This window comes from Hymenobacter polaris (assembly GCF_012927305.1).
GTDB lineage: Bacteria > Bacteroidota > Bacteroidia > Cytophagales > Hymenobacteraceae > Hymenobacter > Hymenobacter polaris.
On sequence record NZ_JABBGH010000001.1, the window covers coordinates 104,906 to 129,379 of the forward strand.

The 24,474-nt window shown below is 63.1% G+C and carries 24 protein-coding genes and 1 pseudogene; 14 read left to right on the forward strand and 11 right to left on the reverse strand.

The window, feature by feature from the left end:
* The first annotated feature begins 55 nt into the window (after window positions 1-55).
* From HHL22_RS00440 to HHL22_RS00470, 8 genes and pseudogenes are all read left to right on the forward strand, one after another.
* Entirely contained in the window at window positions 56-457 is a 402-nt protein-coding gene (locus tag HHL22_RS00440; protein WP_241737930.1) for a DUF983 domain-containing protein, read from the forward strand.
* Between the two features lie 219 nt (window positions 458-676).
* Window positions 677-1,327 (forward strand): (2Fe-2S)-binding protein, encoded by a 651-nt coding sequence (locus HHL22_RS00445; protein ID WP_169529014.1) that lies wholly within the window; start codon window positions 677-679, stop codon window positions 1,325-1,327.
* A gap of 4 nt (window positions 1,328-1,331) precedes the next feature.
* Window positions 1,332-2,315 (forward strand): FAD binding domain-containing protein, encoded by a 984-nt coding sequence (locus HHL22_RS00450; protein ID WP_169529015.1) that lies wholly within the window; start codon window positions 1,332-1,334, stop codon window positions 2,313-2,315.
* A gap of 54 nt (window positions 2,316-2,369) precedes the next feature.
* Entirely contained in the window at window positions 2,370-4,694 is a 2,325-nt protein-coding gene (locus tag HHL22_RS00455) for a xanthine dehydrogenase family protein molybdopterin-binding subunit (RefSeq protein WP_169529016.1), read from the forward strand.
* 99 nt (window positions 4,695-4,793) lie between these two features.
* A complete protein-coding gene (locus HHL22_RS00460; RefSeq protein WP_169529017.1) occupies window positions 4,794-5,399 on the forward strand; it encodes a nucleotidyltransferase family protein in 606 nt (201 codons plus the stop codon).
* Window positions 5,400-5,494: 95 nt separating this feature from the next.
* Window positions 5,495-5,665, forward strand: a pseudogene (locus HHL22_RS24435) (AAA family ATPase); the annotation flags it as partial.
* A 429-nt stretch (window positions 5,666-6,094) separates the two neighbouring features.
* Window positions 6,095-6,871 (forward strand): AAA family ATPase, encoded by a 777-nt coding sequence (locus HHL22_RS23810; protein ID WP_241737931.1) that lies wholly within the window; start codon window positions 6,095-6,097, stop codon window positions 6,869-6,871.
* 185 nt (window positions 6,872-7,056) lie between these two features.
* Window positions 7,057-7,692, forward strand: coding sequence for an HNH endonuclease family protein (locus tag HHL22_RS00470; RefSeq protein ID WP_169529019.1), 636 nt, complete (start codon window positions 7,057-7,059; stop codon window positions 7,690-7,692).
* Between the two features lie 188 nt (window positions 7,693-7,880).
* Here HHL22_RS00470 and HHL22_RS00475 read toward each other — a convergent pair whose 3' ends face one another.
* The 3 genes from HHL22_RS00475 to HHL22_RS00485 all read right to left on the reverse strand — a co-directional run bounded on the left by HHL22_RS00475 (window position 7,881) and on the right by HHL22_RS00485 (window position 11,434).
* The gene (locus HHL22_RS00475; protein ID WP_169529020.1) at window positions 7,881-9,743 is read right to left on the reverse strand and encodes a glycoside hydrolase family 97 protein; all 1,863 of its coding nucleotides are present in this window, start codon (window positions 9,741-9,743) and stop codon (window positions 7,881-7,883) included.
* 273 nt (window positions 9,744-10,016) lie between these two features.
* Complete coding sequence (locus tag HHL22_RS00480) at window positions 10,017-10,484, reverse strand: hypothetical protein (protein ID WP_169529021.1); 468 nt, start codon at window positions 10,482-10,484, stop codon at window positions 10,017-10,019.
* Between the two features lie 59 nt (window positions 10,485-10,543).
* The gene (locus HHL22_RS00485) at window positions 10,544-11,434 is read right to left on the reverse strand and encodes an NAD(P)/FAD-dependent oxidoreductase (RefSeq protein ID WP_169529022.1); all 891 of its coding nucleotides are present in this window, start codon (window positions 11,432-11,434) and stop codon (window positions 10,544-10,546) included.
* Between the two features lie 160 nt (window positions 11,435-11,594).
* Between HHL22_RS00485 and HHL22_RS00490 the strand changes: the two genes are divergently transcribed.
* The 3 genes from HHL22_RS00490 to HHL22_RS00500 all read left to right on the forward strand — a co-directional run bounded on the left by HHL22_RS00490 (window position 11,595) and on the right by HHL22_RS00500 (window position 14,981).
* Window positions 11,595-12,953: a DUF2254 domain-containing protein gene (locus HHL22_RS00490; protein ID WP_169529023.1), complete on the forward strand. Its 1,359-nt coding sequence runs from the start codon at window positions 11,595-11,597 to the stop codon at window positions 12,951-12,953.
* Window positions 12,954-13,014: 61 nt separating this feature from the next.
* Complete coding sequence (locus HHL22_RS00495) at window positions 13,015-14,436, forward strand: MFS transporter (RefSeq protein WP_169529024.1); 1,422 nt, start codon at window positions 13,015-13,017, stop codon at window positions 14,434-14,436.
* A 35-nt stretch (window positions 14,437-14,471) separates the two neighbouring features.
* Entirely contained in the window at window positions 14,472-14,981 is a 510-nt protein-coding gene (locus tag HHL22_RS00500) for a DinB family protein (protein WP_169529025.1), read from the forward strand.
* A 120-nt stretch (window positions 14,982-15,101) separates the two neighbouring features.
* Here HHL22_RS00500 and HHL22_RS00505 read toward each other — a convergent pair whose 3' ends face one another.
* Both HHL22_RS00505 and HHL22_RS00510 read right to left on the reverse strand, forming a co-directional pair.
* Complete coding sequence (locus HHL22_RS00505; RefSeq protein WP_317172610.1) at window positions 15,102-16,667, reverse strand: amidohydrolase; 1,566 nt, start codon at window positions 16,665-16,667, stop codon at window positions 15,102-15,104.
* A 407-nt stretch (window positions 16,668-17,074) separates the two neighbouring features.
* Window positions 17,075-17,845 (reverse strand): AMP nucleosidase, encoded by a 771-nt coding sequence (locus tag HHL22_RS00510; protein WP_169529027.1) that lies wholly within the window; start codon window positions 17,843-17,845, stop codon window positions 17,075-17,077.
* 258 nt (window positions 17,846-18,103) lie between these two features.
* On the opposite strand from HHL22_RS00510, the gene HHL22_RS00515 reads away from it, so the two are divergent.
* A complete protein-coding gene (locus HHL22_RS00515; protein WP_169529028.1) occupies window positions 18,104-18,574 on the forward strand; it encodes a type I restriction enzyme HsdR N-terminal domain-containing protein in 471 nt (156 codons plus the stop codon).
* A 66-nt stretch (window positions 18,575-18,640) separates the two neighbouring features.
* On the opposite strand, the gene HHL22_RS00520 is transcribed toward HHL22_RS00515, so the two are convergent.
* A complete protein-coding gene (locus HHL22_RS00520) occupies window positions 18,641-19,513 on the reverse strand; it encodes an SDR family oxidoreductase (protein WP_169529029.1) in 873 nt (290 codons plus the stop codon).
* Window positions 19,514-19,678: 165 nt separating this feature from the next.
* Here HHL22_RS00520 and HHL22_RS00525 point away from each other — a divergent pair, with 165 nt between their 5' ends.
* Entirely contained in the window at window positions 19,679-20,035 is a 357-nt protein-coding gene (locus HHL22_RS00525) for a winged helix-turn-helix transcriptional regulator (protein ID WP_169529030.1), read from the forward strand.
* A gap of 130 nt (window positions 20,036-20,165) precedes the next feature.
* On the opposite strand, the gene ald is transcribed toward HHL22_RS00525, so the two are convergent.
* Both ald and HHL22_RS00535 read right to left on the reverse strand, forming a co-directional pair.
* Complete coding sequence (gene ald / locus HHL22_RS00530; RefSeq protein ID WP_169529031.1) at window positions 20,166-21,293, reverse strand: alanine dehydrogenase; 1,128 nt, start codon at window positions 21,291-21,293, stop codon at window positions 20,166-20,168.
* Between the two features lie 119 nt (window positions 21,294-21,412).
* On the reverse strand, window positions 21,413-21,934 hold the full coding sequence (locus HHL22_RS00535; RefSeq protein ID WP_169529032.1) for a VOC family protein: 522 nt from the start codon (window positions 21,932-21,934) through the stop codon (window positions 21,413-21,415).
* A 90-nt stretch (window positions 21,935-22,024) separates the two neighbouring features.
* On the opposite strand from HHL22_RS00535, the gene HHL22_RS00540 reads away from it, so the two are divergent.
* Complete coding sequence (locus tag HHL22_RS00540; RefSeq protein ID WP_169529033.1) at window positions 22,025-22,291, forward strand: hypothetical protein; 267 nt, start codon at window positions 22,025-22,027, stop codon at window positions 22,289-22,291.
* Between the two features lie 48 nt (window positions 22,292-22,339).
* Here HHL22_RS00540 and HHL22_RS00545 read toward each other — a convergent pair whose 3' ends face one another.
* From HHL22_RS00545 to HHL22_RS00555, 3 genes are all read right to left on the reverse strand, one after another.
* Window positions 22,340-22,798, reverse strand: a complete 459-nt coding sequence (locus HHL22_RS00545) for a hypothetical protein (protein ID WP_169529034.1) — start codon at window positions 22,796-22,798, stop codon at window positions 22,340-22,342.
* Window positions 22,799-22,936: 138 nt separating this feature from the next.
* The gene (locus HHL22_RS00550) at window positions 22,937-23,509 is read right to left on the reverse strand and encodes a Crp/Fnr family transcriptional regulator (protein WP_169529035.1); all 573 of its coding nucleotides are present in this window, start codon (window positions 23,507-23,509) and stop codon (window positions 22,937-22,939) included.
* 7 nt (window positions 23,510-23,516) lie between these two features.
* Window positions 23,517-24,287 (reverse strand): DUF1573 domain-containing protein, encoded by a 771-nt coding sequence (locus HHL22_RS00555; protein WP_169529036.1) that lies wholly within the window; start codon window positions 24,285-24,287, stop codon window positions 23,517-23,519.
* Window positions 24,288-24,474: the final 187 nt, after the last annotated feature.

The following is a 24,474-nucleotide window of genomic DNA, read 5'->3' on the forward strand; positions in this document are numbered from 1 at the left end:
CCACCCTAGGTCCCTCAGTAACCCTACCCCGCCTAAACCAGTTACTGTGCTTACTATGGCCGACGACGCTTATAAATCTACCCCGGCGGCGCTGCTAGCGCTGCGCTGCCCCCGCTGCCATCGGGGGCCGCTCTTTAAGTACCCGGCGGCTAGCTGGCACTTCTCGGATATGTACGATGCCTGCGCGGTGTGCGAGCAAACGTTCGAGCCTGAGCCCGGCTTCTACTACGGCGCTATGTACCTGAGCTTTGGCTTTGCAGTGGCCATCTTCGCGGTAGTGGGCCTCACGCTCAACTACCTGGCCGGCGACCCCGATACGTGGGTGTACGTGGTAGTCATATTCGTGCTGTCGCTGCTCACGACCCCGCTGGCGTTTCGCTACTCGCGGGCCATGATGCTGTATTTCTTCGGCGGCGCGCGCTACGACCCCAAGCGGGCCGCCCGCGCCGGCCACTAGGCAGCAGCTGCCCAATCGACGATTAAAATGCCCGTTCCAATTGGAATGGGCTTTTTAGTGCCCTAGGGCTAACTCGCAGAGTACTACGCGAGGCCTCAGCGATACGGCCGGGTATAGCGTTGTATAGGCTGGGATATAGCCTTGACTAATAACCGATTCGCCAAACGATAAGCCTGCGTTTAGCGTAGTAAGTAGTTGCCTCACCACGCGCTACTTCCTATGACTACTCCCGACGACCAGACCCCGGCCGACGGCCACCCCGCCCCCGGCGGCCCCTCACGCCGCTCCTTCCTCAAGCAATCGGGCGGCCTGCTGAGCGCTACGCTCGCGGCCCCCATTGCCAGCCGAGCCGAAGCCGTGGCCGACAAACTGGCCCCACCCAGCCCCGTTGCCAGCGGCCCCACCAACATGGCGCTTACCATCAACGGCCAGGTGCGCAACCTGCGCCTCGAGCCCCGCGTAACGCTGCTCGACGCCCTGCGCGAGTACCTGGACCTGACCGGCTCGAAAAAAGGCTGCGACCACGGCCAGTGCGGCGCCTGCACCGTGCTGGTTGATGGCAAGCGCGTCAATAGCTGCCTCACGCTGGCCGTCATGGCCCAGGGCAAGCAGATAACCACCATTGAGGGCCTGGCCAAGGGCGACGAGCTGCACCCCATGCAGGAAGCCTTCTTGAAGCACGACGGCTTTCAGTGCGGCTACTGCACGCCGGGCCAGATTATGAGCGGCGTAGCCTGCGTGAGCGAAGGCCACGCCAAAACCGACGACCAGGCCCGCGAGTGGATGAGCGGTAATATCTGCCGCTGCGGCGCCTATCCCAATATCCTGGCCGCCGTGCGCGAAGTGGCTGGCCAACAAGCAAAAGGCTAACCCAATGAACAACTTCGCTTATACCCAGGCCGCTTCTACCAAAGAAGCCACAACGGCCAAACAAGCCGACAAGGCAGCTGCCTTCATCGGCGGCGGTACCACGCTGATTGACATCATGAAGTCGAACATCGAGCAGCACTCGCTGCTCATCGACATCAATCGCCTAGCCCTCACGGGCATCAATGACACCGCCGAGGGGCTGCGCATCGGCACGTTGGAGCACATGAGCACCGTGGGCGAGCACCCGCAGGTGGTGCAAAACTACCCGGCTATTTCGGAGTCGCTGCTGCTCTCGGCCTCGCCCCAGCTGCGCAACATGGCCACCATGGGCGGCAACCTGCTGCAAAAAACGCGCTGCGGCTACTACCGCGACGTGGCATTTCCGTGCAACAAGCGGGTGCCCGGCTCGGGCTGCCCCGCCCAAACCGGCGACAACCGCACCCTGGCCATCTTTGGCACCAGCCCTAGTTGCATCGCCACCAACGCTTCCGACCTGGCCGTGGCCCTGGTGGCGCTCGACGCCCGGCTGACCCTGGAGAACGCCAAGGGCCAGTCGCGCACGCTGCCGCTCACCGAGTTTTATAAGCTGCCCGGCAGCACGCCCAATATTGAAACGCACTTGCAGCCCGACGAGCTGATAACGGCCATTACGGTGCCCGCCGCCGGCCACGCTCGCCGTTCGCACTACCTAAAGGTGCGCGACCGCGCCAGCTACGCCTACGCCCTGGTGAGCGCCGCCGTGGGTCTCGACGTGCAGGGGGGCCTCATTCGCTCGGCGCGGGTGGCCCTAGGGGGCGTGGGCACCGTGCCCTGGCGCGTGCCCGCCGTAGAGAAGTACCTGGTGGGCAAGCCGGCTACCGAAGACACCTTCCGGGCGGCCGCGGCGCTGGCCGTGCGCGACGCCGCCCCGCGCGAGCAAAATAAATTCAAGGTCGAGCTGGCCCAGCGTACGCTGGTGCGGGCCTTTTTGGAGCTGCCGACGGCCTAGGGCTGCGCCCTTATAAAGTGGTCTTGCTCACTAGCTATTACTTAATTGATAATCATGGATTCTATTTTCACGGAGCAGCCAGGCGGCGTAGTCGGCAAGCCTATCATCCGCGTGGACGGGCGCGACAAGGTGACGGGCCGGGCCAAATACTCGGCCGAGTTTCCGCTGCCGGGCCTCACCTACGCGGTTATCGTGACCAGCCCCATTGCCAAGGGGAAGATTCAAAGCATCGATAGCGCCGCCGCCATGCGCGAGCCGGGCGTGCTGACCGTGCTCACGCACCAGAACCTACCCCCGTTGGCTACCACGCCCAACACGCCCGAGGGTAAGAAGAAAATTGGCGCGCCGATGGGTTTCCTGCCCCTCACCAGCGACGAGATTTTCTACGCCGCCCAGCCAGTAGCCGTAGTGGTGGCCGATACCCTGGAGCACGCCCAGCACGCGGCCACGTTGGTGCGCGTAGCCTACCAGAGCGGCGGCAAGCCCATTGCTTACTATACCGACCCCAAGGCCGAGCTGTTTGACCCCCAGAAGGTGCAGGATGGCAAGCAGGAGGGCCACACCAAGCGCGGCACGCCCGAGGAAAGCTTCGCCAGCGCCCCCATTCAGCTGGTGGCTACCTACCACCACCCGGTGCACAACCACAACCCTATGGAGCCCGGCTCGACCACGGCCCAGTGGACGGCGCCCGACCGCCTGACGGTGTACGAAAGCACGCAGGGCGTTTTCCGCACCCAGTCGTCGCTAAAAGCCATGCTGGGCTTACCTGCCGATAACATTCGGGTGATAACCAAGTACCTAGGGGGTGGATTTGGCTGTAAGGGCAGTACCTGGCCGCACACCATCCTCACCATTCAGGCGGCCAAGGCGGTGGGCCGCCCGGTGAAGCTGATGCTGACCCGGCCCCAGATGTTTACCAGCATGGGCCACCGCGAAGACCAGGAGCAGACGGTGAAGCTCGGGGCCACGGCCGAAGGCAAGATTACCTCGATTATTCACACCAAGAAATCGACCACCTCGCCCTGGGACAACTACGCCGAGTCTAACTCTAAGATTCTGGACATGCTCTACGCCACGCCCAACTTTGAGGCGAGCTACGAGATGGCGCGGGCCAACGTGATGACGAGCACCTTTATGCGCGCGCCTGGCGAAGCCCCCGGCTCGTTTGCCCTGGAGTGCTCGATGGACGACCTGGCTTACCGCGTGGGCGTGGACCCGGTGCAGATTCGGCTGCTCAACCACTCAGACTACGACTACAGCACCGGCCAACAGTGGAGCAGCAAGAGCTTGAAGCAGTGCTACGCCCGCGGCGCCGAGCTGTTTGGCTGGAGCCGGCGCAACCCCAAGGCCGGCCAAACCCGCGAGGGCCGCTACCTGGTGGGTATGGGCATGGCCACCGCCAGCTACCCGGTGCACAACTCGCAGGGCACGGCCCGCGCCCGCCTCTACGCCGACGGCCACGCCGTGGTGCAGGCCGGCGCCACCGACTTGGGCACCGGCACCTACACCGTAATGACCCAGGTGGCTGCCGACTCCCTAGGGCTGCCGCTGGAGAAAGTGCGCTTCGAGCTGGGCGATACGCAGCTGCCCAACGCCCCCAACTCGGGCGGCTCGGTGGCGGCCGGCACGGTATCGTCGAGCGTTTTCCTGGCCTGCCAGGACGTGTGGGATAAGCTTATCAAAATGGCCGTGGCCGACCGCAAGTCGCCCTTGCACGGCGCCGACCCTGCCGAAGTGGGCGTGGAAAAAGGCCGCCTGTTTTTGAAAAACAAGCCGAAAAAGGGCGAGAGCTATGCCGAGGTGCTGCACCGCGCCGATATGCCTGACATTGAAGGAATGGCCCAGGGCAAGTATGGCGCCGGCAACGAAAACCCGCAGGGCGCCAAAAACGCCGACCCCAGCAAGAAGGACGAGGCCGGCGGCCACTCCATGCACTCGTTTGGCGCGCACTTCTGCCAGGTGCACGTAGACAGTGAGCTGGGCGTGGTGCGTGTCACGAAATGGGTGAGCGTGATGGGCGCCGGCCGCGTGCTCAACTCGCAAACCGCCCGCAGCCAAATCCTGGGCGGCGCCATCTTTGGCATTGGTTCGGCGCTGATGGAAGCCACCGAGCGCGACGACCACTTTGCCCGTTACACCAACGCCGACCTGGCCAACTACCACGTGTGCGTCAATAAGGACATTCCTGACATGACCGTCGAGTTTGTAGAGGAGCACGACCCCTACATCAATGCGATGGGGGTGAAGGGCATCGGTGAAATCGGCATCGTTGGCGTGGCCGCCGCCGTGGCCAACGCCGTGTACCACGCCACCGGCAAGCGCGTGCGCGACCTGCCCCTGACGCCGGATAAGGTGCTGATGAACGGCCTGCCCAGCTAATAACTAGCTACCAGTGACTAGTGACAAAAGAACGTCCTGCTACGCTTGCCGAAGCAGGACGTTCTTTTGTAGTAGCAATCAACAATCCGCAACCACCCCATGCACAACGACCCCACTGCCACCGTGGGCCTGCTGCTGCTGGCCGCCGGCTCCTCCTCGCGCCTGGCCCGCCCCAAGCAGCTATTGCCTTACCAGGGCCAAACCTTGCTGCGCCACGCCGCCGAAGTGGCCGCCGCTTCGCCCTGCCGCCCGCTGGTACTCGTGACCGGCGCACTGCACGACGAGTTGCTGCCCGAAATTGAGGGCCTGCCCTTCCACGTGGTGCGCAACGATGCCTGGGCCGACGGCATGGGCGGCAGCATCGCCGCCGGCCTCCAGGAGCTGGAATCGGCCACCGAAGGCCCTAGGGTCGATGCCGTAGTAGTAATGCTTTGCGACCAGCCCTTGGTGAGCGAGGAGGTAATCGGCCAGCTCATCGTGCAGTTTCAGGCCACCCGCCAGCCGGTAGTAGCCTCGGCCTACGCGGGCACCCAGGGCGTGCCGGCGCTGTTTAGCCGCGAGATATTCCCGCAGCTGTTGGCCTTGCGCGGGGCCAGCGGGGCCCGCGAGCTGCTCCAGCAGTACAACCACCTGCCCACCATCGACTTCCCCGGCGGCGCTACCGACGTAGACACCGAGGCCCAGTACGCCGCCCTAGGGCAGTAGCGCAGTACCGTGGACTCTGCGAGTCCGCGAGGAGGAAGGCCCGGCCCGCCAAACCCCGGCGGGCCGGCTATTTTTGGTCAATTCTACCCGCCATTATGTCCGATAAGCCAATCACTCCCCCCCCGGCCTACTTCCTCTCGCTGAGCCTAGAAAACGTGCGCAGCTTCGGGGAGAAGCAGACGATTTCCTTCTCTCGGAAAGATGGCCGCCCCGCGCAGTGGACGATTATTTTAGGGGATAATGGGGTAGGTAAGACGACGGCGTTGAAAGCACTAGCGGGTCTAGAGACAGCCTATATAAAACAGCCTAACGCACGGAAACGAGATTATTCCCCCATTCTATCCTATCTTTTTAGTAGAAAATGGTTTCCCTTCAGAAGTGGTACTAAGGAGTTGGGAGTGCGCTACGAGTACTCTGAAGGCCTAATACTAAGACAGCTTGACGGAGAGATTAAAGTGGATTGGGCTAACGTAACTTGTGCGGTAGGAGAAAGTAATGAGTTTGAAGGGAGTTACTCTGAGTACAGTACCTATGAGGCAAACGAGTTTATATGCTACGGTTACGGTGCCGGTCGCACTACTGGCATTTCAACGCTTAGCGAATCTCCCGAGACCGTTGACACCTGCGCCAGCCTTTTCGACGACCGCGCTGACTTGCTAAATCCCGAAGAGTGGTTCCTCTTTGCCGATTACCGCATGGCAAAGGACAAAGACCCGCTTACCACCCAAAACTTCAACTTGCTGAAAGCGGCCCTTCTCAAAGTGATGGAGGAAGGCGAAGTAACCGACATGGACGTGTCGCCGGTTGCATTAGGTGGCGGCAGCCCTAGGCAGGGTGTGCGCTTCAAAACCCCCTACGGCTGGGTGCGCCTGCGCGACATGAGCCTAGGCTACCAAACGCTGGTGGTGTGGCTCACCGACTTCGCCAGCAAGCTCTTCATCCGCTACCCCGACAGCAAAAACCCGCTCGAAGAGCCCGCCATCGTGCTCATCGACGAAATCGACCTGCACCTGCACCCAAGCTGGCAGCGCAAGCTCATCGGCTTCCTGAGCGGCATCTTCAAGAACACGCAGTTTATTGCCACCGCGCACAGCCCGCTGGTAGTGCAGGCCGCCACCGACGCCGAAGCCAACGTGGTGCTGCTCAAGCGCGAAGGCGACCAGACTATCGTGTACCAGAACCCGGAAGATGTGCGCGGCTGGCGTGTTGACCAGATATTGACCAGTAGCTTTTTTAACCTCGAAACGGCCCGCTCTGTCGAAACGGAGAATAAGCTGGCGCGGCAGGCTGCCCTGCTGAATAAGGTGAAGCTGACCGCCAAAGAGAGGAAAGAGCTGGAGGCCTTGACCCAGGAACTGGAAGGCCAGCCAATGGGTAGCACTAGCCCCCATGCCGAAGCCGAAGAGGCCGAGCTACTGCGTCAGATAACCGAGCGCCTCGGCCGTCAGCCAAGTGCTTCTGCGGCCGGCTAATGATAAAAATCACGCAAGGCCCAGCCCCGGCGGCTCTCGATACGACTGAAATTCGAGCTGCCCGGCAGCGTTTGCGCCGGCGCTACGATGCTGACCCGGCCGCGTGTCGCGCGCCCGGTAGCGAACGGCTGAACGTACCAGCTACTCTTTATAACGCCCCCGCAATTAAGGCGCAGTTAATTGCCGTGCAGCACGAAAAATGCTGCTACTGCGAGGCCAATCTACTGCACGTCGGCTACGGCGATGTGGAGCACTACCGGCCCAAAAATGGCTTCCGGCAGACGCGCGGAGCCACCCTGGAAAAGCCAGGATATTATTGGCTGGCTTATACTTGGCGCAACCTGCTATTCTCATGCAAGCGCTGCAACGGCGGGCACAAGCGCAACTATTTCCCGCTAGCCAATCATCCGGCTGGCCGTGCCCGCTCGCACCACGATGACCTGCAGCAGGAGCAGCCACTGCTATTGCACCCAACTCACGACGACCCGGCTGCGCATATCGACTTTCAACATGCTGTGGCAGTAGCCAAAACGCCGCGCGGCCAAGCTACCATCGACCTGTGCGGGCTAAACCGAAAATTTACACTGGAGCGACGGCGCACGCATCTGGCTCATCTGGAAAGCCACGATTCAATGGCCGACATAAACCCAGCTACCATGTCGCCCACCGATTTGGCCCGCGAAGTAGCCAAATGCGGCTCCGTCCCAGCTTTGGTCAAGCGTATTCTTCAGGCACGCACTATTCGCAACGCTGCCGCCCTCGACTCAGCCGAGTTTGCCGGTATGGTGCGGGCTACTTTCCCATCTCTGCCCCAGCGATAACTGGGTACAGCCCTAGGCACCGGTATATTCCACTGTGAACACCAAGGCCCAATACGCGGCCCTAGGGCAGTAGCGCTAACTCAGCAGTTCGCCCCTTAGCACTACACTCAAACGGGCCCGCCGTATTCCGGCGGGCCCGTTTGAAAGGCGAACAAGGAAACATAGGGCTTGGCCGCCAGCCCTAGGGCCTATTTACGGAAGATACCCAGGTAGCCGCCGCCCTCGCTCAAGGATAGCGTGAGCTTGGTTTGCGCCGTGACGGGAGTTCGCTTGATGGTGCCCGTAGCTGGGGCATCCGGGCTGTCGGCCAGCGTCAGAGCCTGGTAGGAACCTTTACCTAAAAAAGTGAGGCTGATGGGCAGCTGGCGGCTGGTTGCTCCGTTGAGGGCGGCCAGAAACCAGGTGGTGCCGCGGCGGCGAGCCAGTAGCGACAAGCCGCCTATCTCGCTCTGGGGCAGCACAATGGTCTCGTCCCACACAGTGGGGATGCTGGTAATAAGCTCGCGAGCCGGGCTGGTCAGGATGTCCTCGGGGTTGGCCGCTACGCACAGAAAAGGCGAGGTGAAGGTGGCCAGCGTGGCTACCTGGTGGGCTAGGGTCGTGCCCTTGCCGATGGGCCGAAACGTGAGGGGCGTGTAGTCGCCGTGGCCCGCCAGGTAGCGCGTAAAGGGCAGCGTGGTATTGTGCGCCGGCCACACCGTTTCGTTTTCCAGGCCCCGCACGCCCTCCCGCGAAAGCTCGTTGGGCCAGGTGCGCGACTCGCCGGTGGGCTTGTTGGCCCCGTGAAAATCCAGCAGCAGGTGCAGCTCGGCCGCATCGTGCAGCGCCGCCTGGTAAAACTTGATTACTTCCTGTGATTCGGCGTTGAAGAAGTCGATTTTGATGCCCGCCACGCCAATGTCGCGGCAGCGGCGAAAGAATGCCTGCCGCGCCGCCGCCTGCTGCAAGCCGGGCGTGCCGTCGTGGTCGGGGTAGGCCTTCCACACCCACACCTTCACGTGCTGCGTGGCCGAGTACGCCACTAGCTCCTGCATCAGCGTCCAGGGGTCTTTGCCGCCGTCGTTCCAGTGCGTCCAGCCTTCGTCCACCAGGTTGTACTCGAAGCCGAGCTGGCCCGCCCACTGGGAAAACCGCTTCATGTTCTCGAACGTCACGCCGCCGTTGCCAGCCAGCCACGACCACACGCTGCGGCCGGGCTTGAGCCAGGGCGTAGCTAGGCCCTGCGGAAACAAAGCGGCATCGGGCTTGGGCGATACGTTGTGCACGATGTCGCAGTTAACCAAAGTATTAAGGTCCGGGCCTACTTCCACAATGCGCCAGGGCGTTTCGACGGTGGCGCTCGTGGTGGCGGTGCCCGTGAGGTTGGCCTTGAACGCGCGCGGGCCCGCCGCCACCAGCGACATGCCCGCAAAATCCGTGACGCCGCCTTCCGTGATGGCCAGGTAGCCTTGCTGGGCTGGCAGCGCCACCGTGAGCGGCGGCCCCGCCAGCTGGCCCACCGGCACTTCCTCAATGCGTTGGCGTTGGTAGCGGCCCTCGTAGTTGCCAATGTCGGGCTGGCTCCACACGGTGCTGCCCGCCGGAATGACGAACTCCGTATTGTCGGCGCGCACTTCGCCGGCGCCGGCCTCGGGCACCACGTAGCGCCACGCCACCCCGTCGTTGAACACCCGCGCCTCCAGGCGGAAAGCGGCGGCCGGCGCGGTGGGGGTAATCAGCAGGCTGGCTTGGTTGTAGTGGTTGGTGGCCTGGCTGTGCACGCCGCGCCAGGCATAGGTTTCGGAAACGGTGGTGCGCTGCACGCTGCCAAACGCCTGGCCCCGGCCCACGGCCTGCGTGCCCAGCTGCAGGCTAAGCGCGGACGGCTCGATGACGGGCTTGCCCCGAAACACTACTTGGTATTGGAGCTGGTCGCCCGTGAAAAACAGGTTCATTGCCAGGCGCTTATCAGGGCTCAGGATGGTTTCCTGCCGGGTTTGGGCGAGCGCGGCCGACGCCGGCAGCAGCTGCGCCACCAGCAGCCAGCGTAGCGTAAGGGAAGCAGTGGTCATGGAGGATTTGGGGTGGAAATGGAACAATACGGGCAATGTGCGAGCAGCTGCTTTTTGAAGGGCTAGGGCGCTTAGTTGGTAAGCACCAGTCCACAAGCCGGCGCTGCGCAGCTACCAAGACCGCCCGCGAAGTTGCAGCATAGTACCCATCCGACCAAGCGGCAGCGCATTTAACCCGCCGGTGGCGGGCGCCACGACTAAGCGGCACGCACACTGCTTCCGGAACTAGCTGCTTCAGCTGTTTCAGCCACCGAGCTGGCACCCTGGCGCGGGCTACTTGCTCGGCGTGGCCTCGGTGCTAGCCGGGTACGGCCCCACGCGCCGGTATTCCACCTGCTCGTCCACGCCCGGAAATTCGGGGCCCATCGGGAAGGACAGCACCAACACGCGGCGGGCCAGGCGCTGCACCTGCTGGTCGTTGAACGAAGAGCCGTCGGGGCTGCTGGGGCTGCGGGCACTGAGGTGGGTGCCGGCCAGCGAGAAGGTGCCGGTTTCGGTGCGCTGGCGCCGGCCGTCGCGCTCAATGGTGAAGGCGTAGCTGCTATCGGCCCGAAACTCCACCACTAAGTGCGCCGCGCCCATGTAAATGGCGTCGTTGAGGTCGGCCAGGTCGGGGTTGTCGAGCTTCTCCAAGGTCGAGTCGGGCGCGGTGCCCACCACAGCAAACCGAATTTGGCGGGTTTCCCAGCGGCCCAGCAGGGTAGGAGGCGCTTTGGGCGGCTTCTGGGCCAGGGCCGGCACGGCGAGAAAAAGGGCGGCTGCGCCCGCGGCCAGGCACCGAAGTTTACCAGAAAGACTCATTAAGTGCCGAAAATAAGCTCCCGGCTCAATATGCCGCCCACCAGGTTGCCCGCCGCAATGGCCTGGGCCAGCTGGGGCATGGGCGAGCTGCAGTCGCCGGCCGCGAATACGCCGGGCACGGTGGTGCGGTGCAGCTCATCAATGCGCAGCAGGTGCTGCTCGGTCAGCTCGCAACCTAGTTGCACCCCTAGGCTACTGGCTTGCCGCGCCGGCAGCCGGGCGTATAGCACGGGCAGCGGCAGCGCGCGGCCATCGGCCAGGTGCACGGCGATTAGCTGGCCGTCCTGGTGCGCCAGTGCAGCCACCGGCGTTTCTTCGAGCACTACGCCCTGGCTTTGGAGCAATTGGTGCACGTCGGGGCCAAACGTGGCCGGGCCGTTGGTGAAGAGCGTGAGGGTGCGCGACCAGTTCAGCAGCATCCGCACGTAGTGCCCCGCTTCTTCGCCATTCAGCCACACGCCGGTGGGCTGGTCGGCCACCTCGTAGCCGTGGCAGAAAGGACAGTGAATGACCGACTGGCCCCAGCACTCGGCAAAGCCGGGCACTGGCGGCAGCTCATCGCGCATGCCGGTGGCCAGCAGCAGCCGGCCGGCCTGGTAGGTGCCTAGGGGGGTAGCTACCGCAAAAGTGCCATCGGGCTGGCGGGTGGCGGCCGTGGCCTCGGTGGCTAGCAGCTGCACGCTGGGGTAGGCGGCTACCTGCTGGCGGGCGCGGGCGGCCAGGTCGGCGGGGGCGTCGCCGTCGTGCAGCAGCAGGTTGTGGGCGTGGGGCGTGAAGCGGTTGCGCGGGCGGCCGGCGTCAAGCACCAACACTGAGCGGCGGGCGCGCCCTAGGGCCATAGCCGCGCTCAAGCCCGCGTAGCTGCCGCCGATGATGAGAACGTCAAGCATAAGTCGAAAAAAAGTGGTTGAAGCGGAGTCGGTAAGTAGGAATGATTACGAAGATACTCCTGAACACTAAAATTGAAACAATGTTGCAAAAAAGTCGAGCCGTGAGTAGGCCATCGCAGAGCCGCCTGCGTATGCAGTAGCAACGCTAGCTATTTGCCCCATGCTTTTTCGCCTGCGCCGCCTTTGGCAGCCCCTGCGCGAGTCGCTTTGGTTTGTGCCGCTGCTGATGGTGCTGGCCTCGTTGGGGCTGGCCTACGGGCTCATCAGGTACGACCAGCGCGTGGGCGGCGGGCAGCGCCTGCCGCTGCTGTTCGGCATCGACCCGGCCGGGGCGGGGGGCATGCTCACGGCGGTGGCGGGCTCCATGCTCACGGTGGCCGCGCTCACCTTCTCGCTGCTGCTGGCAGCTATTGCCCAGGTCAGCAACCAGTACTCGCCCAGGGCCCTGCGCAACTTTATGCGCGACCCGGTGAACCAGGTAACGATGGGCTACTTCGTGAGCGTGTTCACGTTTGGGCTGCTGGTGCAGGGCACTATCCGCTCGGGGCGGGCCGACCGGTTTGTGCCCACCACGGCGGTGCTGGCGGGGCTGCTGCTGGCCCTAGGGGGCGTGGCCGCGCTCATCTTCTTTATCCACCACATTGCCGAGGCGCTACAAACGGGTACGCTGGTGCGCCGCATCATGGCCGAAACCGAGCGCGAGCTGCGCCGCCTGTTCCCGCTGGGCTTCGGGCTGGAGGTGGAAGCCGCCCACCGCGCCACCGCCGAGGCCTTCGTGGCCGCGCCCGAGGGCTGGTTTCCGGTGGTGGCGCCCGCGCCGGGCTACTTGCAGTACGTAGATACCCAGGGCCTTCTGGCCTGGACTACTCGCCACCGCACCGTGCTGCGCCTGGAGGTGCACATCGGCGACTTTGTGGGCACCGGGCAGGCGCTGCTGAGCGTGCGCGCCGGCATGGAGCGCGCCGCCCCCGCCCAGGCCGACTGGCCCGCCGACCTGCTGCGCTACGTGGGCCTAGGGCCCCACCGCAACCCCGAGCAGGACGTGGCCTTCGGCGTGCAGCAGCTCGTGGATATTGCCCTCAAGGCCCTGTCGCCGGCCGTTAATGATACCACCACGGCCATCATGGCCATCGACTACCTGGGCGAGCTGGTGGGCCGGCTGGCCCGGCGTGACTTTCCGGGCGCGCTGCGCTCCGACGGGCAGCACCTGCGGGTGCTGGTGCGCGCCTACGACTTCGTGGCCTACGTGCGCCTGGCCTTCGACCTAGTGCGCCAGAGCGCCGGCGGCAACCCGGCCGTGCTGCGCCGGCTGCTGCGGGCCCTGGCCCTGGCCGCCAGCCAAGTGCGCGACCCTGCCCGCCTGCCCGTGCTACGCCAGCAGGTGCAGCTGCTGCTCGAAACCGCCCGCGCCAGCCTGCCCACCGCCTACGCCCGCCAGGAGGTGCAGGCGGTATACGCCGAGCTGTGCGCGCCGTGGATGGGGGAGGCCGGCCCCGCCGCCGCGTTACTGTTGGGTTAAGCAACCGGCCTAGGCCTCCAAAACCTAGTATCTTGGCGCCTGCCAACTTACTCTGCATTTTATGGCTTCTACCGCCACCGCGCCCGCCGCGGCCGTCGAAAAAGACAACAAGCGCATCACCACCGGCTGGACGTTCTACGACTGGGCTAACTCGGTGTATCCGCTGGTTATCACCTCGTCCATCTTCCCTATCTACTGGTCGAGCGTCATCAAGCAGGTCACGCACACTAACAGCGGGCAGAGTCCGGTCGATTTTCTGGGCTTCCACGTGCCCGGCTCGTCGCTGCTCAACTACGCCATCTCGGTGTCGTTCCTGCTCATCGCCCTCATCAGCCCCTTCCTGACCTCGCTGGCCGACTACTCGGGGCGCAAGAAGCTGTTTCTGCAAATCTTCTGCTACCTGGGAGCGGCTGCGTGCGCGGGGCTATACTTTTTCTCGCCCGCCACGCTCACGCTCAGCACGTTTATCTTCATCGCGGCCACGGTGGGCTTCAGCGGCAGCATCGTGTTCTACAACTCTTACCTGCCCGAAATCAGCACCGAGGAGAAGTTCGACTCGCTTTCGGCCAAGGGCTTCTCGATGGGCTACGTAGGGTCGGTTATCCTGCTAGTCATCTGTTTGGTTATCAACCAATTTCATGAGAAGGTGGGCATCGGTGCAGCGCGGGCCGCGCAGCTCTCCTTCCTGCTCACGGGCCTGTGGTGGGCCGGCTTCGCCCAAATTCCTTTCTTCACCCTGCCCGCCGACCCCGGCCGCCCGGCCGACGCGCCCGCCAGCTCCGACGGCTGGCTGCTCAACGGCTTCCACGAGCTGGGCAAAGTCTGGGACCAGCTCAAGCAGTTGCCCAACCTCAAGATTTTCCTGCTGGCCTACTTCACCTACAACATGGGCGTGCAAACGGTGATGTACGTGGCCACCCTCTTCGGCACCGACGAGCTGCACCTGCCCGAGGGCCAGCTTATTATTACCATTCTGCTGCTGCAGGTGGTGGCCATCGCCGGGGCCTGGCTGTTCGCCAAGCTCTCCGACCGCATCGGCAACACGCGGGCCCTGTCGTGGTCGGTGTTCATCTGGATGCTCATCTGCATCGCCGGCTACTTCGTGCAGGCCGGCTGGAGCTTTTTTGCCTTGGCGTCCGTCATCGGCCTCACGATGGGGGCCATCCAGAGCCTCTCGCGCAGCACCTACTCCAAGATTATCCCCGAAAACACGCCCAACTCGGCCGGCTTCTTCAGCTTCTTCGACGTGACCGAGAAGCTGAGCATCGTGATTGGTACGGCCACGTTCGGCATCATCAACCAGGTAACCGGCTCGATGCGCAACAGCATCCTGGCGCTCATTGTGTTCTTCATCCTGGGCCTGGTATTCCTGCTCCAGCTGCGCGGCAAGAAGCTCCGCGAAGACCCCGCGGGCGACATCGTGCTGCCGCCCCCGCCGCCCGCCTCGGCCGCCGCCGAGATGGGCGGGCGGCAAACCGTGTAGCCTCTGAGTTGTGAATTTTTTTCTTTCCTTGCACTATGCATACGAATTCCCCCAAGCTGAACCTGACCGCCGAGCTGGACATTGAGCTGGCCGCTACCCGCCGCGTGCTCGAGCGCGTGCCCTTCGAGCAGGCCGACTACAAGCCGCACCCCAAGAGCATGAGCCTGGGCCAGCTGGCTACCCACGTCGTGAATCTGCTGGCGTTCAAGACACTCTTTCTCACCTACGACTCGCGCGACTTCCTCGACCCCACCGCCCCTAAGCCCGGCCCCACGCCCACCAGCAAAGAGGAGCTCCTAGCCCGCTTTGAGGAGTACAGCGCCGCCCTGCGCGAGGCGCTGGCGGCCAGCGACGACGAGCAGCTCACCCACGAATTCCGCCTGCACCGGGGCGAGCACACCATCACGCAGCGCCCCAAAGCGGCGGCCATCCGCATCATGGGTCTCAATCACAGCATCCACCACCGCGGCCAGCTCACAGTGTACCTGCGCCTGCTTGACGTGCCCGTGCCCGGCCTGTACGGCCCAAGCGCCGACGAGAAGTAGCTGGTAAAAAGCACTGCAGAGAACGTCATGCTGAGCTTGCCGAAGCATCTCTACCGAACGACACCTGAGCGGCACGGTAGAGATGCTTCGGCAAGCTCAGCATGACGTTCTCTTCATTGCTCACTGCTCGTTACCAAATACCTGCCGGCCGCCAATCCACGTCTGCCGTACCTTTAGTCCCCGCAGTTGTTCATTCGGCGCGGTGAGCAGGTCCTCGTTGAGCACTACGAAATCTGCCAACATGCCGGGCTTGATTTGGCCTTTGCGCCGGTCCTCGAAGGCGGCGTGGGCGGCCCAGGTGGTCATGCCGCGCAGAGCCTGCTCGCGAGTGAGGGCGTTTTCGGGCTGGAAGCCGCCGGCCGGGTAGTTCTTGGCATCCTGCCGGGCCACGGCGGCGTGGAAGCCGTAGAGCGGGTTGATGTCCTCGACCGGAAAATCCGACCCTAGGGCCACCTGGCCGTACTGCGCCAGCAAGGCCTTGTAGGCGTAGGCATCGGGCAGGCGGCGCTGCCCTAGGCGCTCGCCGGCCCAGTACATATCCGACGTGGCGTGGGTGGGCTGCACTGAGGGTACGATGCTGTACTGCCCGAATTTGGGAATGTCCTGCTGGCTCACGATTTGGGCGTGCTCGATGCGCCAGCGCCGGTCGTTGTGGCCCTTGAGCACGGCCCCGTAAATATCCAATAGCAGCCGGTTGGCTGAGTCGCCGATGGCGTGGGTGTTCATCTGGAACTTGGTGGCGGCCAGCTCCCGGGCGATGCTGCGGTAATAGTCGGGCTTTTGCAATAGGAATCCGCGCTCGTGGGGCCGGTCGGTGTAGGGCGCCAGCAGCGAGGCGCCGCGCGACCCTAGGGCCCCGTCGGCGTAAATCTTGAACGAGCTAATCGTCAGATTATCGCTGAAATATGGCCCCCTAGGGAGGTAGTACGCCTTGTTTTCGGGCGTGGGGTTGAGCATAGTGTAGAGGCGCAGGTGCAGCCGGCCGGCTTGCTGCAGAGCGGCTATGCGCTCAATATCCTCGCGGTCCAGCCCCGCATCGGCGAGGCTGGTGAGGCCCACGGCCAGGCAGTTCTGCTGGCCTTGCAGCAGCAGCGCGTCGGCTTCGGCGGGGGCCGGGTCGGGTATCTTACTGGCTACCAGCTTCACGGCATTGTCCACGAGTAGGCCCGTGAGGCGGCCCCGTGCGTCGCGCCCAATCACGCCCCCGCTGATGGGCGTGGCGGCCGTGATGCCGGCCAAATCCAGCGCCTTTTGGTTCACCAGCGCCGCGTGCCCATCCACGCGCACCAGCAGCACCGGCACGCCGGGAAACAGCGCGTCCAGAGTGTCTTTGGTAGGGAAGCGCTGGCCGGGCCAGTCGTTCTGGTCCCAGCCGCGCCCGGTCAGCCAGGCATCCTGGGGTCGCTGTTGGCGGTGCCGGGCCAGCCGCCCCACCGTTTCCGCCCACGAGCTGGCCCCCACCAAATTGGCCGAGCGCAGTCCTAGGGCGTAGCGATAAAAGTGGCAGTGCGCGTCGTAGAAGCCGGGGTACACGAATTGCTCGCTGGCATCCACCGTGCGCGCCGCCTGGTAGCGTCCCTGCAAGTCAGCGGTACTGCCCACGGCCACAAACCGCCCGTCGCGCACCGCAAACGCCTGCGCCTTGCTAAACGTCGAGTCCACAGTATACACCGTGGCGTTGGTCACCAGCAAATCCACCGCCTCGCGCCTAGATTGGCAAGCGCTTGCTAGTAAGCCAGTTGCCAGTGAAGTGGTAATCGAAAGTCTAAAAAGTGCCCGCATGGTACAAAACAGTAAACCGCAGATTTAACGGATTGAACGAATTTCGCAGATATGCCCGCCTGCCTGCGGTGGCAGGCTGACTACGCAGATGGGCGCATGAATGACTGTTTGTAAGCCTGCACGTAGTCGAAAGGCCCTAGGGGTCTGCGTCGCCAACGGAGTGGCCGGCCCATCCCATCTGACTGCAAATAGCTGCAAATAAAAAGGCTGCCTACTGATATAGTAAGGCAGCCTTCCCAACATCCGCATAGTCAGCCCCGCTTTAGTGGGGCGTATCCGCGAAATCTGTTAAATCAGTTTAATCTGCGGTCCTATTCGAAGCGCAGGTGCTTCACCGATTCGCCCGAGTTTTTCAGCTCCAGCAGCGAGTCGATGCCGATTTCCAGGTGCTTCTTCACGAAGTTGGCGGTCACCTTCGAGTCCGACTCGGAAGTTTTCACGCCCTCGGGCGTCATGGGGTTGTCGCTGACGAGCAGCAGGGCGCCGTGCGGAATGTCATTCATGAAGCCGCACACAAAGATGGTGGCCGTTTCCATGTCCACGGCCAGGGCGCGCACCCGCAGCAGGTAGTCCTTAAACTCCTGGTCGTGCTCCCACACCCGGCGGTTGGTGGTGTACACGGTGCCGGTGTAGTAGTCCAGCTCGTGCTTCTTAATCATCGACGACACTGAGCGCTGCAACCGGAACGAGGGTAGGGCCGGAATCTCCTTGGGTAGGTAGTCGTCACTGGTGCCGTCACCGCGGATGGCCGCGATGGGCAGAATCAGGTCGCCGAGCTTGGTTTTTTTCAAGCCCCCGCACTTGCCCAGGAAGAGCGCCGCCTTGGGCTGGATGGCTGACAGCAAATCCATGACGGTGGCGGCCATCGGCGAGCCCATGCCGAAGTTGATGATGGTGATGTCGTTGGCCGTGGCCGACTGCATGGGCTTGTCGGTGCCGCGCACCTCCACGCCAAACTGCTCGGCAAACATGTATACGTAGTTGCTGAAGTTGGTGAGCAGGATGTACTGCCCGAACTCCTTCAGCGCCACGCCCGTGTAGCGCGGCAGCCAGTTGCTTACGATGTCCTCTTTGGTTTTCATGGGGTGTATTGTTAGATGGTTAGTGAATGATGAATGCGATGAGGATAAAAAGCACGTCATGCTGAGCTTGTCGAAGCATCTCTACCGCGCCGTCTTGTTCGGTAGAGATGCTTCGGCAAGCTCAGCATGACGTGCTTTTTGCGTTGTGATGGACAAGTAGTTTAAACAAAAAAAGCCGCCTACCCGGTGGGGTATGGCGGCGCGGCGGGTGCAAAACCGAAGCGAAATGCGACTGCCGGAGCCATACCTTTGGAGGTGATGCAAGCGCTCGACCTGCCGCCTTTCGACCACAAAATTAAGCAGAATTCGGCGAATAACCTCGAAATCTGGGACGAGCTGCGGCGTAAGTACGTGGTCCTGACCCCCGAGGAGTGGGTGCGCCAGCATGTGGCGCACTACCTGCTGGCCCACCTGGGCTACCCTAGGGGCCTGCTCAGCCTGGAGCGCGGCCACCGCTACAACCAGCGCCAGAAGCGTACCGACCTAGTGGCCCTGGGCCCCACCGGCCAGCCCCTGCTGCTGGTCGAGTGCAAGCGCCCCACGGTGGCCATTACGCCCGCCGTGGCCCAGCAGGTGGCTACCTACAATCAGACTATGCGGGCACCCTTCCTGCTCCTTACCAACGGCCTGACCCACTACTGCTGGCACGTCGATTTTGCGCGCGGCGTGAACGAGCGCCTGGCCGACATCCCGACTTACCAGCAGGCAGTGGCTGGAGTAGCCACGTAGGCTTTTAACACTCATCCGGCGTCATGCCCAGCCGGATGAGTGCTAAAAGCCGATTAAACCAGCTTCCTACAGCTTGTAAGCTTCCTTCAGAAACTCGCGCAGCGAAAGCGGCGCGTGACCCAGTAGCTTCTCCAGGTCGGTGCTAGGGAAGTCGAACTCGCCCTGGCCGATGGCTACCGAGAAGCCGGTCGTCATGTGGATGGCTTCGGCGGGCACGCCGGCGCCGGCCAGCGCCGTGCCAAACTCCTCGGCCGTGGGCGACACGTAGCGGATTTCCTGGCCCGAGAGCTCGCTCAGCAGGCGGGCCACGTCGTGGAAGGAATAGCTTTGGGCAGTTGCCAAGTCGTAGGATTTATGCGCGTGGCCCTGGCCAGCGAGCACGGCGGCGCCGGCGGCCCCCAAGTCGGCGCGGCTGGCGTAGGCCGAGCGGCCCTCACCGGCGGGTAGGTAGATGGTGCCGGTTTGCAGCACCGGGCCCATAAACAGCGGCAGCACCTCGAAATACAGCGCGTTGCGCAAGATGGTGTAGGTGAGGCCCGACTCCTGGAGCAGCTTTTCGGTGGCCAGGTGCGCTTCGGCTACGAAGGCTGCGGCCGACGAGCCATCCTCGGTTTTGCGCTGGAAGCTGGTGTATACCACGTGCTGCACGCCGGCTTCCTTGGCGGCATTGATGGCGTTGGTGTGTTGCGGCACGCGGTTAGGGATATCGTTGCCCGATACCAGAAATAGCTTCTCAACGCCCGCAAACGCTTTTACCAGCGAGGCGTAGTCGTTGTAGTCGCCCTGCCGGATGGTGACGCCCTGGGCTTGCAGGTTGGCCGCCTTGGCGGGGTCGCGCACCAGCACCGAGATGTCGCTGGAGCTAATAGTTTTGAGTAGATTTTCGACAACGGCCTGGCCTAGGCCGCCGGTAGCGCCGGTTACGAGAATATGGCTCATGCTGAATGGTAAAGGTTGGGGGCCTAGGGCCCCGTTTTAGTGGAAAGCGACACCGGCCAGGCAGCTACCTCGGCTTGATGACGGGACAAAGGTCGGTATATTTGCTAACCAAAAGTGAGCAGCTACCTCTAGGTAAGCGCTAACCTTCACGTAACCACTTCGCCTATGCCACCCCCCACGATGGGGCACTGCCTCACCACGCTGCCCTCGCTGCGCGACGCCCTCGAAGTAGTGAGCGGCAAGTGGAAGCTCCTAATACTGGTGGCGCTGGCCACTGGCCACCAGCGCTTTCGCGATATCGAGCGCAGTGTTCCCGGTATTTCGTCTAAGGTGCTGGCCAAGGAGCTGAAAGACCTGGAGCAGCACCAGCTCATTCGGCGCACGGTGCAGGAGGGCCCGCCCGTGCTCGTGACCTACGAGGTGCTACCCTACGCCGACAGCCTCGACCCGGTCATCTTTGCCCTGCGCGACTGGGGAACCAAGCACCGGCAAAAGATTATGGGCCAGGCGGTGGAGGCCTGATTATAAAGTAAAAAAGAACGTCCTGCTGCGCTTGCTGAAGTATCTCGCGCATGATACTGCGCGGTAGAGATGCTTTGGCAAGCGCAGCAGGAAAGCGCAGCAGGACGTTCTTTTTTTCGTCCCGAAGACGTTATACGGTGGCGCCTTCCAGCACCGAGTCTACTTCTACGAGGGGCAGGTTCCAGGCTTCGGCCACGCCCTTATAGACTACCTCGCCGTGAACTACGTTCAGGCCGAGGCGCAGGGCGGCGTTGCGGCGGCAGGCTTCCTGCCAGCCCAGGTTGGCCAGCTGCACGGCGTAGGGCAGGGTGGCGTTGGTCAGGGCCAGGGTGCTGGTGTAGGGCACGGCGCCGGGCATGTTGGCCACGCAGTAGTGCACCACGTCGTCGATGATGAAGGTCGGGTTTTCGTGGGTCGTGGGCTTGCAGGTTTCGATGCAGCCGCCCTGGTCCACGGCTACGTCCACGAGCACGGTGCCGGGGCGCATGGTCTTGAGCATGTCGCGGGTGATAAGGTGCGGAGCCTTGGCGCCCGGAATGAGCACGGCGCCCACCACCAGGTCGGCCGTTTTGATGGCCTCGCGAATGTTGTACTCGTTGGAGTACACCGTCTGCACGTTCTTGGGCATGAAGTCGTCCAGCTCGCGCAGGCGGTTCAGGCTGATGTCCATGATGGTTACTTGGGCGCCTAGGCCCGCCGCTACCTTGGCGGCCTGCGTGCCCACGATGCCACCGCCCAGCACCAGCACGTGCGCGGGCTTCACGCCGGGCACGCCCCCTAGGAGGATGCCGCGGCCCTTCAGGGGCTTCTCGAGGTACTTGGCGCCTTCCTGCGGGGCCATGCGGCCGGCCACCTCGCTCATCGGAATGAGCAGCGGCAGCGCCCGCGAGGGCAGCTCCACGGTTTCGTAGGCCAGGCAAATGGCCTTGCGCTCAATCATGGCGTGGGTCAGCTCCTCGCCGCTGGCAAAGTGGAAGTAGGTGAACAGCAGCTGGTTTTCCTTGATGAGCGGGTACTCCTCGGCAATCGGCTCCTTTACCTTGATAATCATCTCGGCCTGCCCGTACACGTCGGCAATGGTGGGCAGCGTCACGGCGCCCGCTTGCTCGTACTCGCTGTCGGCAAAGCCCGAGCCTTCGCCCGCCCCGGCCTGCACCAGCAGCGAATGGCCGTGCTTGCGCAGTTCGGCCACGCCGGCGGGCGTGAGGCCCACGCGGTTTTCGTTGTTTTTAATTTCCTTGGGAACGCCGATAATCATGGGGCAGGGGAGGGGAATGAGGAGTGGTGAAACCGGGCCGCAAAGATACGGCCACGGCTGCGCGGACTTGACAGTCGGCAAGGTGCCGGAGTTCCCCAATAGTAGCCCAAAAGCTCGCGCTACTGTGCTAAAGCAAGCAGCCCTGGCACGTCGAGCGGATGGGTGTACATGGTGAGCTTGCCCTCGGCATCGAGCGGCCACTGGTCGCGGGGCCGGTCCCAGTATAGCTCCAGGCCGTTGCCGTCGGGGTCGTCGAGGTAAATGGCCTCGCTCACGCCGTGGTCGGAGGCGCCGCGCAGCGGGTAGCCCGCGTCGAGCAGGCGGCGCACTACCTGGGCCAGCCCAGCCCGGTCTTTATACAGGATGGCAGCGTGGTAGAGCCCGGCCACGCCCTGGCGCACGGCGGGCCGGCCGCCCCGGCTGTGCCAGGTGTTGAGCCCAATGTGGTGGTGGTAGCCATCGGCCGACAGAAACGCAGCCTGCTCGCCGTAGAGCACCATCACCTCGAAGCCCAGCAGCCCGCTGTAGAACCCTAGGGCCCGGTCGAGGTCGGTGACCTGCAAATGGATGTGGCCGATGCTGGTGCCGGCGGGCACTGTGTAGGCCGGGGCAGTGGCGGAAGCGGGGGCAGTGGGGTTCATGCTTACGAGGGATTAGAATACGCAAAAATAATGTACGTACATGAATTATTTGCTACTTTACTTAGCCTTGCAAATCAGTAATTTGCTTTTATGTCCCTGCAAGCCGAAGACGAACTGCAACATGCACTGCTACCACTGTGGCTCGAGTTTCCAGAGATACCGCGCTACGCTATCGGTTGGCGCATGGGTATCGGTGAAGATTATCGCTATAAGTTTGGCGACTGGTGGGATACGCTGAGCCCGCAAGCGCAGCAGCTATATCAGCAGCGCTACCCAGCGCCCATCGGCTGGCGGGGCTGGTATGCCGACGAAGATTGGGACGAGGACGATGAGGAGATAAATACCGACTTAGCGTGAGGTGCCTGGTACAGTAAAAAAACCCTGCCGCGCCTAGGGCCTGCCACATTAATGACAGAAATCTAGAAAATAGGCTTCGCCACCCTGGTTTATCAGGAGAAAAGAATTTATCTGTTGGTCCTTGACCAGTAGGTACAAGTCAGGCTGGCCTTTAAGCTGTACCACGTAAGCGTTTTCTTCGCCGCCAAGCATATGAAAAGTAGGGTGGAGAGACTGCCGACTAGGTCGGATGCGAGCCCGACTAATTGCTTTAAATCTAAGCGAATCTAGCGACCACTGCTTTTGATGCTCAAGCCGAAAGCTGTGGAGTAAAGCCTGGCCTTTCATTGCTTGTGGGTCGCCGCGCCGCAATAGCAAGCTGGGACACATGTAGCGGCTAATTAGTACTGAGTCGGGTACCTGCTTGTCGAGTAGGTCCAGAACAAAGTGCTGCAGCAGGGCCGGGCAGGGTGGAACCGCAGCGGCAGGCAAGCGCAGCATTAGCAGCACAAATAACAGCTTTTTCATGTGGGAAAAGGGGGTTAGGTAAACGCCCTGGCCCACTAGTACACCGCTGAAAGTCAGTCGATAATTTAGTAGGTAGGTCGCGGAGGCAAATCTCCGCGCTGCCCACCGCTGGCCACTTGATAAATGTCAATTTCGACCCTAGGCCTCCCGCCGGGCCCGCAGCCGGCTCAGGGTTTCGGGCGCAATGCCCAGGTGCGAGGCCAGGTGCTTGAGCGGCACACGCTGCACCAGGCTGGGCGCCTGCTGCACCAGCTGGGCGTAGCGCGCCGCGGCCGGCAGCGTGCGCAGCTGGTAGGCGCGCTGCTCGCTTTGCACGTAGTAGCGCTCGGTGAGCACCCGGCCCACCAGGTTGAACTCCGGAAACGCGTGGTACAGCGCCTGCAGCTGGGCGTGGCTGATGGTGTGCAGCACGCTGGGCTCCAGCAGCTCCAGATACTCGGTGGCGGGCTGCTGGGTGAAGAAGCTGACGATGGAAATTACAAAGTCGCCCTCCTGCATAAACCACGACGAGACCTCCTGGCCGGCGTGCAGGGCGTAGCCGCGCACCAGCCCGCGCTCCACAAAGTGCAGTTGGCGGGCCACCTGCCCTGGCTGCAGCAGCAGGTGCCGGGCAGGCAGCTCCTCGCGCCGCACGCTAGCCCCTAGGGCCGCCTCCAGGGCCGGGCTCGGGTGGGGTAGCACCGCCCGCACGGCTTGCAGCAAGACCAGCACCCTAGGGCTACTTAAACGGCACCGAGGCGCTGGCTTCCTTCACCAGGCTGGGGGCCACCAGGTCCTTCACCACGTCGGCTTTCAGCGTCAGCTTGGCGTCGCCGTGCAGGTCGTTGCTGGCCAGCTTCACCTCGTCGGTGCGGGCGCCGAGTTGGCGGTTGCTGTACACTAGCTCCACCACGGCGCTCTGGCCGGGCTTGATGGGGGCCGGCGCTTGGCGGTAGCCCACGCAGTAGCAGCCCGAGGTAACGGTGGTGAGCACCAGGTCTTTGGGGCCGGTGTTTTTGATGCCGATGCGGGCCACCGGCGACTGCCCAGCCTCGATACGGCCGAAGTCGTAGGCGGGGCGCTCCAGCACCAGGCGGGGCGAGGCGGCCAGGGCGGCCGGCGTGAGGGTGGCGCGGTACTCGTCGGCCGTGAGCACGGTGCCCTTGAGGCTGAGCACCTTGCTGCCCTCGGTGGCGTTGCTCATCACGGTCACGCTCTTGGCAAATACCCCGGGCCGGCCGGCGCTGTTGTACACGGCCTTCACCATGCCCATGTGGCCGGGCTGGATGGGGGCCTTGGTCCAGTCGGGGGTGGTGCAGCCGCAGCTGGCCTGGGCGCTGGCAATGACGATAGGCTGGTTGCCGGTATTCCTGAACCGAAACTCGTAGGTGGCCTGGGTGCCCTCCGCAATCTTGCCGAAGTCGTGGTCGGTGCTCTCGAAGGAAAGCACGCCCTGGGCGCGGGCTCCTAGGGCCAGCAAGCTCAGCAGCAGGGTAACAAAGAAGCGCATACTAGTAGCACCAAGCGCCAGCTTGGCGGGTTAATGCAATAAAAGGGGCCGGCGAACGACTCACTACAAGTTAGCCACTCGGCGCGGGCCCGCTGCCAAGCTGGCGCTTGGCGCTACAAGTTAAAGATAAGCCGTGCCCCGGCCGTTTTCGTACCTTTGCGCCACCTGCTATCCTTGCCCACCCACC

What these genes read in the sequence shown, in the direction of transcription:
- HHL22_RS00475 (WP_169529020.1), bottom strand. Translation starts at nt 9,743, where the DNA reads ATGACCACTGCTTCCCTTACGCTACGCTGGCTGCTGGTGGCGCAGCTG.
- HHL22_RS00460 (WP_169529017.1), top strand. Translation starts at nt 4,794, where the DNA reads ATGCACAACGACCCCACTGCCACCGTGGGCCTGCTGCTGCTGGCCGCC.
- ald (WP_169529031.1), bottom strand. Translation starts at nt 21,293, where the DNA reads ATGATTATCGGCGTTCCCAAGGAAATTAAAAACAACGAAAACCGCGTG.
- HHL22_RS00535 (WP_169529032.1), bottom strand. Translation starts at nt 21,934, where the DNA reads ATGAACCCCACTGCCCCCGCTTCCGCCACTGCCCCGGCCTACACAGTG.
- HHL22_RS00555 (WP_169529036.1), bottom strand. Translation starts at nt 24,287, where the DNA reads ATGCGCTTCTTTGTTACCCTGCTGCTGAGCTTGCTGGCCCTAGGAGCC.
- HHL22_RS00455 (WP_169529016.1), top strand. Translation starts at nt 2,370, where the DNA reads ATGGATTCTATTTTCACGGAGCAGCCAGGCGGCGTAGTCGGCAAGCCT.
- HHL22_RS00500 (WP_169529025.1), top strand. Translation starts at nt 14,472, where the DNA reads ATGCATACGAATTCCCCCAAGCTGAACCTGACCGCCGAGCTGGACATT.
- HHL22_RS00495 (WP_169529024.1), top strand. Translation starts at nt 13,015, where the DNA reads ATGGCTTCTACCGCCACCGCGCCCGCCGCGGCCGTCGAAAAAGACAAC.
- HHL22_RS00545 (WP_169529034.1), bottom strand. Translation starts at nt 22,798, where the DNA reads ATGAAAAAGCTGTTATTTGTGCTGCTAATGCTGCGCTTGCCTGCCGCT.
- HHL22_RS00450 (WP_169529015.1), top strand. Translation starts at nt 1,332, where the DNA reads ATGAACAACTTCGCTTATACCCAGGCCGCTTCTACCAAAGAAGCCACA.
- HHL22_RS00525 (WP_169529030.1), top strand. Translation starts at nt 19,679, where the DNA reads ATGCCACCCCCCACGATGGGGCACTGCCTCACCACGCTGCCCTCGCTG.
- HHL22_RS00445 (WP_169529014.1), top strand. Translation starts at nt 677, where the DNA reads ATGACTACTCCCGACGACCAGACCCCGGCCGACGGCCACCCCGCCCCC.
- HHL22_RS00485 (WP_169529022.1), bottom strand. Translation starts at nt 11,434, where the DNA reads ATGCTTGACGTTCTCATCATCGGCGGCAGCTACGCGGGCTTGAGCGCG.
- HHL22_RS00515 (WP_169529028.1), top strand. Translation starts at nt 18,104, where the DNA reads ATGCAAGCGCTCGACCTGCCGCCTTTCGACCACAAAATTAAGCAGAAT.
- HHL22_RS00520 (WP_169529029.1), bottom strand. Translation starts at nt 19,513, where the DNA reads ATGAGCCATATTCTCGTAACCGGCGCTACCGGCGGCCTAGGCCAGGCC.
- HHL22_RS00490 (WP_169529023.1), top strand. Translation starts at nt 11,595, where the DNA reads ATGCTTTTTCGCCTGCGCCGCCTTTGGCAGCCCCTGCGCGAGTCGCTT.
- HHL22_RS00440 (WP_241737930.1), top strand. Translation starts at nt 56, where the DNA reads ATGGCCGACGACGCTTATAAATCTACCCCGGCGGCGCTGCTAGCGCTG.
- HHL22_RS23810 (WP_241737931.1), top strand. Translation starts at nt 6,095, where the DNA reads ATGGCAAAGGACAAAGACCCGCTTACCACCCAAAACTTCAACTTGCTG.
- HHL22_RS00510 (WP_169529027.1), bottom strand. Translation starts at nt 17,845, where the DNA reads ATGAAAACCAAAGAGGACATCGTAAGCAACTGGCTGCCGCGCTACACG.
- HHL22_RS00540 (WP_169529033.1), top strand. Translation starts at nt 22,025, where the DNA reads ATGTCCCTGCAAGCCGAAGACGAACTGCAACATGCACTGCTACCACTG.